Source organism: Janthinobacterium sp. GW821-FHT03C08 (genome assembly GCF_059420905.1).
The window spans coordinates 73410-85362 of the sequence record NZ_JBWKUP010000012.1; the positions used below are offsets into that span (position 1 = coordinate 73410).

The following is an 11953-nucleotide window of genomic DNA, read 5'->3' on the forward strand; positions in this document are numbered from 1 at the left end:
AAAAAGATGCCGCGCGACAGCGCGGCGCCGGCCCTTACAGGCGCCAGACCTTGATGCCGGCCTCTTCCAGCGCCGGCTGGTCGAAGCAGGCCTTGACGTCGATGAAGCAGCCGCCCTTGATCAGCTTGCGCTGCAGTTCTTCCACCGGCAAGTCGAGCAGTTGCTGGTGCGAAACGGCCGCCACGATGGCGTCGGCGCGCGGCAGCTCTTCCCAGCTGAACAGGCGCACGCCATATTCATGCATCGCCTCTTCCTGCTCGGCGTAAGGGTCGTGCACGAACACTTCCACGCCGTAGGTCTTCAGTTCACGGATGACGTCGCCCACCTTCGAATTGCGCAAGTCCGCGCAGTTTTCCTTGAACGTCAGGCCCAGGACGTTGACGCGGGCGCCCTTGATGTAGCTGCCCGAGGCAATCATGTTCTTGATGGTCTGCTCGGCGATGTACTTGCCCATGCCGTCGTTGATGCGGCGCCCGGCCAGGATCACCTGCGGGTGGTAGCCCAGCATTTCCGCCTTGTGCGTCAGATAATAGGGATCGACGCCGATGCAGTGGCCGCCCACCAGCCCGGGCGAGAATTTCAGGAAGTTCCACTTGGTGCAGGCCGCCTTCAGCACTTCCGACGTATCGATGCCGATCTTGTCGAAAATGATGGCCAGCTCGTTCATCAGCGCGATATTCAGGTCGCGCTGGGTGTTTTCGATCACCTTGCACGCTTCCGCCGCCTTGATGCTGGAGCAGCGGTGCACGCCCGGCTCGACGATGGTTTCATACATGGCGGCCACGCGCTCGAGCGTCTGCGGCGTGTCGCCCGAAACGACCTTGATGACATTCGTCAGCATGTGCTTGCGGTCGCCCGGGTTGATACGCTCGGGGGAATAGCCGACATAGAAATCCTGCTGCCACTTCAGGCCGGAAACCTGTTCCAGCACGGGAATGCACACTTCCTCGGTGGCGCCCGGATACACGGTCGACTCGTAGACGACGGTCGCGCCCTTCTTCAGATATTGCCCGACCGTGCGGCTGGCGCCGATCAGGGGCGAAAAATCGGGATTGTGCGCCTGGTCGACGGGCGTCGGCACGGCAACGATGATGATATCGGCCTCGGCCAGTATCGGCGGCTCGGACGAATACTCGGCATGCACGGCCGCGGCCATCTGCTGGTCGCTCAATTCGCGCGAGGGATCCGTGCCGCGCTGGCAAGCTTGAACTTTCTCGACGGAAATATCAAAGCCGATAGTACGCCCCAGCTTGCCAAATTCCACGACCAGGGGCAGGCCGACGTAGCCCAGGCCAATCACTGCGATAGTTATCATAACAAAACCTTCGAAAAAAATTCAATCTTGGCCAGGCAAGCACACGGCTTTCCCGACAGCACGACTACCGTGCTGCGAACGGCCCCGTCATTACCAGGTTCACGGCAGTGCCGGCCCTTCCAGTTCGCGGTAGAGGCCGGCCAGTTGCTCCATCACCACCTCGGTACTGAAACGCGCAGCGACAGTGGCGCGCGCGCGCTCCCCGATGCGCCGGCGCAGCGCGACATCCGACAACAGAGTGCGCAATGCCGCTGCCAGCGCGGCAGCATCGCCAGGCGCGACGAGCAAGCCATTGACCTGGTCCTCGACGGCCTCGGGAATGCCCCCCACGGGCGTCACCACCACCGCCTTGGCCGCAGCCATCGCCTCGAGCATCGACATGGGCAAGCCTTCGTCATGCGACGGCAGGGTAAAGATCGCCGCGCGGGCCAGTTGCTCGTCGCGCTCGGCCGCGCCTATCCAGCCCATAATGCTGACGTGCGCGCCGAGCTGCAGCCGCTCCACCGCGCGCGCGACGGCGTCGAGATTACCGTCGCCGCCGACCACCAGCATGACCTCAGGAAACTCCTGCCTCAGCAAAGCAATTGCCTCCAGCAAGACGAAGATGCCCTTGCGCTTTTCTGCCCGGCCCAGAAACAGGATGCGGCCCGCCTCTTCGCGCAGCGGCTGCGGCAGTACCGGCAAGGACACCGAATTGAACACCACGCGCAAGCGCGCCGTCGGCGACAAGGCGTGCAAAAATCCGCTCCAGCTTTCCGACAGCGCCACCACGACGGAACTGCCGGCCAGCGTGCGCCGTATCCACCAGCGGCCAAGCGGCCCCGATTTGTCGTAGGCAAACTGACGGAATTCGGCACCATGCAAATGAAAAATAGTCTTTCGGCCAAACAATCTTGCCATGAGCAAGATCAATGATTTCCGGTAAAAGCTGGTGCCCGATGCCGAATGCACGTGCACGATGGCAGGACGCTGGACAAGGCAAATCCAGCCCACCGTCACCATGGCGCCCATGGCCGTGGCCAGCTTGCGCAGCGCACCCACCTGGGCATGCGTGGCAATATAGCGCACTTGATTGCGCTCAAAAAAACCCTGCTGTTGCAACACAGCCACGACGGTCGCAATCCCCCCCTTGCCATCCGGATGGGTGCCCATCATCAATACCTTGCATGCAGCCTTCATCCAGCCCTCACTTTTCTATCCAGCACCATGTCAGGCCACGGCACTACAGGTGGCAGTGCATGCCGCAGGATGCGGACATCGCTTTGCCCAGCCTGCCCGGCATATCGTCGCACTTAAAACCATTGCATTTTTCTTATTTTTGCACATTCTTCGCGGATATACCCAATACATTTTGCAACACCGCAAAATTGTTATTCTTGTGCTCATAAAGAGTAACTATTGTACAACGAAAATACTTCTTTAAAATTAACTTTTTCAATTGGACCACACCTCGCTTCACAGTTGACCGGAAGGGGCAGAATGAATACGGCGATCCGAAAAATATTGTATTATGAATAATCACCCCTTTGCATCCGGCGTGCCTGCAAGCAAACTTGCGCGGCGGCACGCCGGCGAGCTGTCCACGATGGCATTCCATTCTGTCCAGCGCGAGAATAGAGAGTACACAGAATGACCTTAGCGTTGCGCTACAAATTAATTGACATGGCCCGCGGCACCGATTCGGTCGGCCTGCTCAAATCACTACGCCGCTGGCAATACGAGGACCCGGCGAGCATGCAGGCAAGACAGCGCCGCCAGCTCGATGACTATTTTGATGCGATGCGCCATGCATTGCCCCTGTTTCGCGACGTCAGCCATTTCGATGCGCTGCCGGTGCTGGACAAGCGTTTCATCAACACCCACCGTGAGCAGCTGATCAATCCCCTCTACAAGGGGAAGGTCATGCGCAAGAAGACGGGCGGCTCCACGGGAGAGCCGCTGGTTTACTACACTGGCAATGAAGCGCAATCGTATCTGTGGGCCGGCATTTTCCTCGCCTGGGAAGCGGCCGGCTACCGGCTGGGCGACAAAGTGGCGTTTCTGGCAGGGTCTTCCCTGTTTGGCACCGGCTACCAGCAGCGCATCTATTACCGGCTGCTCAATGTCAGCGTCCTGTCCGCCTTCGACATGTCGCCGCAGCGCATGGATGAGTATGACGCAGTCCTGGGACAGGGCGGCTTCCGCCTGCTGTACGGCTATGCCTCCGCCGTCCACCGACTGGCCCGCCACCGGCTGGCGTCCGGCACGCGCCGGCCCCACGCGCTGCGCGGGATCGTGTGCACGGCGGAAGTGCTGACGCCGGCGATGCGGGCCGACATCGAGGCGGCCTTCGGCATACCCTGCTTCAGCCAGTATGGCTGCAACGAGGCCGGCGTTTCCGCCTTCGAGTGCGAACACCGCAATGGCTTTCACCTGATTTCATCGCGCAGCCATGCGGAAGTGTTGCCTGACGGAAGGCTGGTCTCAACCGACATGGCGAACCGCGCAATGTTCTTGCCCCGCTGCGACACGGGCGACCTGGTGCGCATGTCGGGCAGGCTATGCGCCTGCGGCCGCAGCCTGCCGCTGATCGACGAGGTGGGCGGGCGGCAAAATGACATGGTGGTCGACCCGCACGGCGCGGCCGTCCATTCCGAGTTTTTCACCCACCTGTTCCGCGAAGACCGGCGCATCCACGCCTTCCAGGTGGTGTTCGACGAGCAGCGCCTGGAAATCAACCTGCACGGCACGCACGATGCAAGCCAGATGCCGGACGAGGAATACCGCCGCCGCATCTGCGCCTCGCTGGCATTCGAGCGGCTGGACTTTGTCTACAACGTCCCGTTCGTGGCGCAAGCGAACGGCAAGCACCGCTTCGTGATACGCCGGCCCGCGGCCTGAGGCGCTAGCGCTGCAGCAGGCGGCGGTACTGTGCCGCGACAGCGGCCGCGATGACCCGGTAGCTGCGCCCGGCCTCGATATAGGCAGGTCCGCCTGCCGCCCGGGCGCGCGCCGCCGGCGGGTCGGCCAGCACGCCCAGCAATCCCTCGGCCATGGCCTGCGTCGAGCTGCCGACCAGCCAGCCCGCACCGCTCTCTTCCAGCACGCGCACCTGGTCCGGATTGTCATTGGCTACCACGGGCATGCCCAGCGCCAGATATTCCAATAATTTGGTGGGCGAACAAGTGTCATGGATCATGCCACGGGGAAAATAGGACACCGCCACGTCGGCGCTTGCCAGCAAGGCCCAGGCTTGCCGCGAAGGCAGCCAGCCCGTGATGCGCACGGCGGCATCCAGGCCGGATGCGCCCACGTGCGCCTGCAGCGCCTGCGTCTCGGCCGGCGAACCGGCGCTGCCGATCAGCAGCAGGCGCGCATCCGGATGGCTGCCGCGCACGATGGCCAGCGCCTCGACCATGCGTTCGATCTGGCGGCTGGGATCGAGCGTGCCCAGGTAGGCGATCAACGGCCCGTCCTGCCAGCCCTGCGGGCGTTCCGCCTGCACCGGCGCGGCCGCCAGCGCCTGCGTATCGACGCCCATGGGCACGGCGCTCAGGCGCGCCCTGGGAATGCCTTTCTCCAGCATCATCTGCAGCATCGCCTCGCTCTGCACGAAGACATGCTGCGCGCCCGGCAGCACGACATGGTACAGCAGGCGCTCTTCCAGCAATCCCTTGAGCAGGATCAAGCGGTTGCGCAAGCCGCCGCGCGCAGCCAGCTGCGCCCGCGCACGCGCGATGCGCGCCTCGCACATCAGGAACGATACCCAGAAGACAAAGGGAATGCCTTTCAAACGGGCAATGACGAGCGCAAGCAGGCCGATCGACACCATATCGCGCACCTGGACGACGTCGCAGTCGGCGCGCTGCGCCGCGCACAAGGCCTGGAGACAGGTACGCAAAAAAGCCGCCTCGCGCCGCAGCCGTCCGCCCTGCCCGCTGCTGGTGCGCACGCGCGCGAAGCCGGCGCCATCGCCGCGGTCCGGCAAGGCGCCTGCCACCGGCTTGCCGACCAGGTCGCATACGATGCCGTGGCGTGGCAGATAATCGCCGAACAGCGTCGTGACGTCGACGCGGAACGTGGGCAAGGCCTCGGGCACCAATTGCAAAAGACGCAACGTCGGACCGTGGTCCTGTGCTGCAGCGTCCGGTGTACTCATCAAATTAACCTCGCCGTAATATCATGTATTTATTGCAATAATACCATGCAAATCTCACTTTCCCGTCTGCACGCTCAAGCGCAAGGGCATAAAAAAAAGCCGCTTGCCTGGCTGGCAAACGGCCTGTCCGAAATACGGCTCCGCTTAATTGGCGATCGTGATTTTTTGCGTGCCGACCGTCAATTGCCTGCCCGTCGCCGTCGGCGTGATGCTCACCGGCAGGTTTTTGCACCCCACGTCGAGCAGCACCAGGAATTCGGCGCTGGCCGCCTTGGCCGTGCGCACCAGGGCGCCGTGGTCTTCGTAGCTGCCCGCCTTCGGTGGCGGCCCCGTCCGGCGCTCAAAGCGCACGCCCGGATCGGCAACCGGCGTGATGCACACGGAGCGGCCCTGGTTGACGATGGAAATATTCCCGCTGCCATCGACGAGGATGGGCGCCGCCGCATGGAAGTTCCATTCAAAGGTGCGCAGGATAGGCGCGGCGAGCTTGTCGCGCACGACAATGGCATCGCTGTCGCGCAAATACCACAATTGCCGCACTGCCGAGTTCAGGGCGCCGCCATAGGCCGCCGTCGCATTGCCCTCCACATAGTCCACCGACGGTGTCGTGGAAAAGGCGGTAATGGCGCCGTTGCGCACCAGCGTCTCGCGGTAACCGTCCACCATCTGGCCGACGCCGCCATCCACCGTGATCGTGTTGGCCGACTTGGATTGGCGGTACCAGGTCGTGTGCATGGGTGAACCGAACCAGTCATACCAGCCCGTTTCGATCAGCAACGGCACGTTGGCGCTCGTCACCACGAAGGAATTCTGGTTGCCATGGCTATGCGAAAACGAGCCATACGGCGTCGACTTGAAATACACGGACGTGCGCTTCAGATCGGCAAGGTTGCTGTGCATCGCGCTCCAGCCGATACTCGGGAACAGCACGCCATTGGCGGGCGGGCGCGGCGTTTCCGTCACGGTCGAGACGGGCATGGGGTACGGCGCCTGGAGCAGGGTCAGCATGTCCTCGTTCGAGCTGATATTCTTGACGTACCAGGCCGCTTCCGGCGTGGCAAACCGCGAGACATAAGCCTTCAGCAAGCGATATACGGGTTCGATCTCCTGGGCATCGCCGAACATATGCGTTTTCGCGCCGGGGGGAACAAATTCCATGAAGAAACGCGCCAGCCCTGCCGACCACGGCTTGGCAAACAGGTCGATGCCGCTGGCCTGCAGCAGGGGCTGCCATATCTGCAAGGCATTGTCCGCGGCAAACTCCGCGTACGCCGTGCCTTCTGAGAAGCCACCTTCAGGACCGCTCCAGACCATCAGCGAACCGGAGAAGAAGCGCACGGAAAAGTCGAACCACGTGGTCGCTTCCGGAATCTCCCCCAGGCTCAAGGCCGAAATGGCGGCGAGAAAGCCGATATTCGTGGCCGTAAAGGCATCGTAGGGCTTTTGCTCGATACCGCCATTACTGGTGAGCAATTCCTGATAAATCACGGCCGTGCGCGTCTTGACCATCGCCATCCAGGCAGCGCGCCGGGTCGCGTCGAGGTTGGCCCCGAGGCTGTCCAGTGCCTTGCTCAGTGCCAGGGAAATGGAGCGGCTGCCTTGCGCCTGGTTCACATAGCTCGTCGGGCCGTTCGGATCGAGCGCCGTCAGCGCATCTCCGCGCCGCAATGCCTCGGTCAGGAAGCGCTGCTCGCCCGTCAGGCGGAACATCAGGGCCGCGGCCTCCAGTTGCCGGCTGTTCAGCACGATCGACGTGCGGATCGACGTCATCTGCGCCGCAAAGGCAGCCGTCATGACGCTGCTGGCAACCAGGGGCCAGTTGGCATCGGACGGCAATGCTACATTGGTCGTCTGCAAGACCACTTCATTGCTCATGCCCTGCAGGGCGGCGCCCCGCTCCGCCTTCATGGCCGCGCTCCAGGCGCTCGCCGCCGGCAGGCTGGCTGGCAGGCCGCGTGGACGGGGGCGCTTCAGGATATTGGCGCGCAGGATTTCATTTTGCGGCAGCACGAATTGCTTGGAGCTGTCCGCGATATCGAAGGCACGGTCATCGGACCAGGCCGCGCTGCTGGTCGGGCGGACGCGCCACGTATAGCTGCCTACAGGCAAGGCCTCGCTGGGCAAATACCAGTTGCGCGTGCTGGTGTAGGTGCGGATCACGGTAGTGCCGCTGCGTATTTCGAGGGTGTAGGAGGCGGTGGTGGCCGAATATGGCGCCCAGGTGAAGGTCGGCGGATTCTGCACCTGCAGCTGGCGGTTCGTCGGCATCGCCCTCACCACCAGCGCATCCGTCGATTGGGCCCAGTCGGCGTGGGCATAGTGACTATAAGGGAACAGCAACCAAGCGGCACTGCACAGCAAAGTACGTTTAGCGGCTTTCATGCTTGTAGCCTCCATGAGAATAGGGTGACATCTTTTCCGGGAGGCAGTTTCATTGTTTGCATAATCGCCTTCCCTTGAGACGGAGCGGCGCGCGTGGAGGGACAAGGTCTCGCAGACGGCAATTCCATGTGACAACACCGGCGCAGGATTCATTATACCGAAAGTACTTTCGGTTACTAGGAATTTAGTTGTCCCTCTTCAATTCACGCCACATTTCCCACCGTTTGAGCAAGGAAGCGTTGCCAACCGTACACATGACCAAGGTCACCAGCCAGCGCATCGACATGCCGCCACGCAATGCCCTGCGCAGCTCCGCCAGCGCGTCGCCGCGGCGCCCATCCTGCAAGGCATAGCGCGCCACCTTGATGCGCGCATCGGCCACAATGCTCAGGGCGGGATGGCGCGACGGATCGGCGGCAGGCAGCCTGGCGGCACGCTGCTCCAGCCGGGAAAACACCTGCGGCAAGGTGCGCAGGTTATACACGGTACACAGGCTGCCAGCCACGTCCGAGCGATACGCCACCAGACGCGCGGGCGTAAACACCAGCTGCAGGCGCTCGGCAAGCCGGAACCACAGATCCTGATCCTCGCCGAACTGGTCTCCCTCGGGAAAACAAAACGGCATGGCCATCAGGTAGCGGCGCGGCACAGCGATCGAGTTGGTGCAGTAAAACACCCCATGTGCCGCCCGGTAGGCATAAAAGTTGGCGATCGGCGCAAAATCCGCATCGGCGGCCGCGTCGAGATGCCCGTCCGACGGGTCGTTCATGCACAGGAAAGAACTAGAAAAAAAGCTATCTTCCGGATACTTTTGGTAGATGGAAACCATTGCTTTAAGAAAATCCTTGCCATACCAGTCATCGGCGTCGAGGAAACAAACCAGCTCCCCGCGCGCCGCGGCGATCCCCGCATTGCGCGCGCGCGATACGCCGCCATTGGCTTGCCGCAGCAGGCGGATGCGCGGATCGGACATGGCTTCCACCAGGGCGGCACCGCCGTCGCGCGAGCCATCGTCGACGACGACGATTTCGAAGTCCTGGTGGCTTTGCGCCATCACCGAGGCGATGGCCGCGGCGATATACTGCTCCTTGTTGTAGAGCGGAATAATGACAGAGCACAACATCAAGACAGGTTTCCTTCCAACATATGGCGGCGCGCCAGCGCCTTCTCCGCGCGTTGCTGCGCCACCGGCACGTAATAGCGGGCCAGCACGGCCAGCTGCAGCATATGGATCGGCAGGTCAGGACTCATGCTGGCCAGCGACAGCGGCACTTCGCTGATCGATTTGCAGATGAGCAAGATAAACAGCGCCAGGGACAGGCCCTGGCTGGCCCTGACGGTCTTGCCGACGAAATAAGCCAGCACCAGGGAGTAGAAAATCAGGCCAAACGCCCCCACGCTGCCGGCGCTCGACAGGCTCTGAAAAAACTGGCTGTGCGCATGCGTGGCGAACGGCATGCCGATACTGTTGCGGAAAGCCTCGTCAAAGATATTCAGGCCATAGCCGAACACGGGATGCTTGCGCCACTCTTCCACGGCGATCTGCCAGATCTGGTCACGCCCCATGAAGGTCATCAGCTCGGCGCCGTCGCGGGTCGTGAAAAAGCGCGCGATCTTGTCGCTGCCGCTGCCAAACATGAAAAGCAGACATAGCATGGCACCGCCAAACATCAGCATCAGCACCAGCAGCACGGGCAGGTGGGGTCGCCGGAAATCCTGAATGCGGGCATTGATTTCATCACGCCGGCTGTACCAGGCCAGCACCAGCACCGACAGGAGGAAGGCGATCCAGCTGGTCTTCGACTGGGTCAGCACCAGGCTGACACCCCCCAGTACCCAGCCGAGCCGCACCAGCCAGCGATTCTGGAAAGGCCGATACCACAGGCACAGCATGAATAGCACGCACAACGGCCCCAGGCTGTTGGCGTGGCTGGTCAGCCCCGCATAGCGCAGTTTCAGGCCGGGCACCAGCCCATGGTAGTTGGTGCTCAGCACCAGGCCATGCTTCCAGGCGATGCAGGCGGCACTGGCAACGAGCAGCGCCAGCAGCGAGTTGCGCAGCACGACCGTCATGGCATCCACGTCCGCCTTGCTGTTGGCCATCAGGGCGGCCTGGCACGCCAGCAGCGCATACAGGAATTCATGGGAGAAATACGCATACTGGCCGAACAGGGCCGGAATCAGGGTATTGCTCACGTAAAACACCCAGAAGGCAAACAGCAGCATGCCGGGCATGCGCTTGTGCTCGCTGCCAGCATTGAGCACGTAGCGCAAGATGCGCTCGCCGCACGAAAAAATGAGAAACACCGAGCTCAGGCGGCCCAGCCAGGAGACGAGCGTACTCTTGCTGACGACGATGGCCAGCACGTCGTCGGGAAAAGCCAGGTCGCGGCCCGACAGGAGGATCGTCAGCGCATACGTCAGGAAAATGGGATAGGAAATATACTGCATCAATCCCAGTTCGCGCTTGTGCCCCCAGTGAGCACTCAGCGCCATGCCCGCCACGACCACGATTGCGGCGATCAACACCACCAAGCCGACGATAAATTCAATCATATCAATCTCATCATACTGAACATTTACTACGAAGATAAACACCGACCCGTGCCGGCACCGGCGGACTGAAACGTCCCAGCAGGTCGACGATACGCCGTCCCAGCAGTTGTGGTTGAAGCAGGCCCGCCAGCAGGGGCAGGCCGCCACCGCCAAGCGAGCCGAGCAGCAAGGCCGGAAGCGGCCCCTGTCCGGCCGCGTGGCCCAGCAGCGAACCGCCATGGGCGCCCGCCACCGCCAGCAGCAGCATCACGGCGGCACGCCACGCGCTGGGCCACAGGTCCCCCGGCCCCAACTGCAGGCGCCGGCAGGCCGCCACGCCGATCACCAGGGCGCGCGCCAGCAGGGTGCCGGAGGCGATGGCAGCCACCGCCACCACGCCCAGGCTGGAAAATTGCCAAAGTGCAATGCACGCCAGCACGATCAGCGGCATCTGCAGCAGCGCTTCCAGGTGCTTGCCGCCCGTATTCCACAGGATGGGCGTCGACATGCCCCACGTCACGTAGGCGGGCATGCCCAGCGCCAGCACGGCCAGCACGCGGCTCGATTCGTGCCAGACATCGCCATACAAGGTGGCGATCAGGTCGCCGGCCAGCACGGCCAGCACCACGAAGACGGGACCGATGACGATCCAGGTGGCGGCGATGACGGACAGGTAGGCCTGCCGCAGGCCCGCCATGTCGTCCTGCAGGCGCGCGCCGGCGGCCAGGAAGGCGGGCTGCAGGGCGCTGAGGAACAGCGAGTTGGGCGTGTTGGCCAGGTTATAGCCGACCGCATACACGCCGACGGCGTGGGCGTTGAGGATGCGTCCCAGGAACACCCGGTCCAGGTTATTCAGGAACCAGTTGCTCAGATTGGTGATGAAGACGGTGCCGCCCGTGTTCGTCGAGCGCCGCGCGCCCGGGTACCAGAGCAGCGGACGCAGGGAATGGGGATGGCGGCAATACGTCAGTACCAGCAGGCTCAGGGCCTGTACCAGCCAGGCGCTAACGAGGGTCCAGACGCCCGCGCCGAGCAGGGCCAGCGGCACGCCCACGCACAGGTAGCCGAGCACGTAGCTGAGGATCTGCGCGATATTGAGCCAGCGGAAATTGAGCTGGCGGCGCAGCAGGTTGCTGCTGGGCGCCGTCATCGCGCTCAACAGGCACGTCAGGCTCAGCCAGCTGACGATCGATACCAGGCGCGGCTCCTTGAAGTAGGCGGCGATCCACGGCGCCAGCAGGTACAGGCCCAGCATGGCGGCCGCGCCGGACAGGCACTGCCACGTGAAGGCAAAGCGGATGTCGTCGTCGTGCAGCTGCTGGTTTTGCACAAGGCCCCAGGCGAAACCGAAATCGGCAAGAAAGGTGCTCAGTGTCATGACCAGCAAGCCCATGGCGAACAGGCCGTAGATTTCCGGCCCCAGCAGGCGCGCCAGCACGATCTGCACGCCCATCTGCAACACGAAACGCGTCACCGTGCCCAGCGCAGCCCATTTGACGGCGCTGACGGCGCGCGTCTTGACGTCAGCGCTGGCGGACATGGCGCGACACGGGGCGGGTGAAGGCGCACTGGCGCCGCAACAG

8 protein-coding genes are annotated in these 11953 nt (G+C 62.8%); 1 reads left to right on the forward strand and 7 read right to left on the reverse strand.

What is annotated here, in order from left to right; all coding sequences use genetic code 11:
• Positions 1 to 34: 34 nt before the first annotated feature.
• Both AC07VL_RS18405 and AC07VL_RS18410 read right to left on the reverse strand, forming a co-directional pair.
• Positions 35 to 1315, reverse strand: a complete 1281-nt coding sequence (locus tag AC07VL_RS18405; RefSeq protein WP_494807120.1) for a nucleotide sugar dehydrogenase — start codon at positions 1313 to 1315, stop codon at positions 35 to 37.
• A 99-nt stretch (positions 1316 to 1414) separates the two neighbouring features.
• Positions 1415 to 2470 (reverse strand): glycosyltransferase family 4 protein, encoded by a 1056-nt coding sequence (locus AC07VL_RS18410; RefSeq protein ID WP_494807121.1) that lies wholly within the window; start codon positions 2468 to 2470, stop codon positions 1415 to 1417.
• 474 nt (positions 2471 to 2944) lie between these two features.
• Here AC07VL_RS18410 and AC07VL_RS18415 point away from each other — a divergent pair, with 474 nt between their 5' ends.
• Positions 2945 to 4195, forward strand: coding sequence for a phenylacetate--CoA ligase family protein (locus tag AC07VL_RS18415; RefSeq protein ID WP_494807122.1), 1251 nt, complete (start codon positions 2945 to 2947; stop codon positions 4193 to 4195).
• A 4-nt stretch (positions 4196 to 4199) separates the two neighbouring features.
• Here AC07VL_RS18415 and AC07VL_RS18420 read toward each other — a convergent pair whose 3' ends face one another.
• The 5 genes from AC07VL_RS18420 to AC07VL_RS18440 all read right to left on the reverse strand — a co-directional run bounded on the left by AC07VL_RS18420 (position 4200) and on the right by AC07VL_RS18440 (position 11910).
• Entirely contained in the window at positions 4200 to 5453 is a 1254-nt protein-coding gene (locus AC07VL_RS18420) for a glycosyltransferase (RefSeq protein WP_494807123.1), read from the reverse strand.
• Between the two features lie 144 nt (positions 5454 to 5597).
• Complete coding sequence (locus tag AC07VL_RS18425) at positions 5598 to 7835, reverse strand: heparinase II/III domain-containing protein (protein WP_494807124.1); 2238 nt, start codon at positions 7833 to 7835, stop codon at positions 5598 to 5600.
• A 184-nt stretch (positions 7836 to 8019) separates the two neighbouring features.
• On the reverse strand, positions 8020 to 8958 hold the full coding sequence (locus AC07VL_RS18430; protein ID WP_494807254.1) for a glycosyltransferase family 2 protein: 939 nt from the start codon (positions 8956 to 8958) through the stop codon (positions 8020 to 8022).
• Complete coding sequence (locus AC07VL_RS18435) at positions 8958 to 10391, reverse strand: O-antigen ligase family protein (RefSeq protein ID WP_494807125.1); 1434 nt, start codon at positions 10389 to 10391, stop codon at positions 8958 to 8960. The genes AC07VL_RS18430 and AC07VL_RS18435 overlap by 1 nt, the downstream gene beginning before the upstream one ends.
• Positions 10392 to 10401: 10 nt before the next feature.
• Positions 10402 to 11910, reverse strand: a complete 1509-nt coding sequence (locus AC07VL_RS18440; protein ID WP_494807126.1) for a lipopolysaccharide biosynthesis protein — start codon at positions 11908 to 11910, stop codon at positions 10402 to 10404.
• Positions 11911 to 11953 lie beyond the last annotated feature (43 nt).

Coding starts and splice junctions, on each gene's coding strand:
- AC07VL_RS18440 (WP_494807126.1), bottom strand. CDS start 11,910: ATGTCCGCCAGCGCTGACGTCAAGACGCGCGCCGTCAGCGCCGTCAAA.
- AC07VL_RS18415 (WP_494807122.1), top strand. CDS start 2,945: ATGACCTTAGCGTTGCGCTACAAATTAATTGACATGGCCCGCGGCACC.
- AC07VL_RS18435 (WP_494807125.1), bottom strand. CDS start 10,391: ATGATTGAATTTATCGTCGGCTTGGTGGTGTTGATCGCCGCAATCGTG.
- AC07VL_RS18425 (WP_494807124.1), bottom strand. CDS start 7,835: ATGAAAGCCGCTAAACGTACTTTGCTGTGCAGTGCCGCTTGGTTGCTG.
- AC07VL_RS18405 (WP_494807120.1), bottom strand. CDS start 1,315: ATGATAACTATCGCAGTGATTGGCCTGGGCTACGTCGGCCTGCCCCTG.
- AC07VL_RS18420 (WP_494807123.1), bottom strand. CDS start 5,453: ATGAGTACACCGGACGCTGCAGCACAGGACCACGGTCCGACGTTGCGT.
- AC07VL_RS18410 (WP_494807121.1), bottom strand. CDS start 2,470: ATGATGGGCACCCATCCGGATGGCAAGGGGGGGATTGCGACCGTCGTG.
- AC07VL_RS18430 (WP_494807254.1), bottom strand. CDS start 8,958: ATGTTGTGCTCTGTCATTATTCCGCTCTACAACAAGGAGCAGTATATC.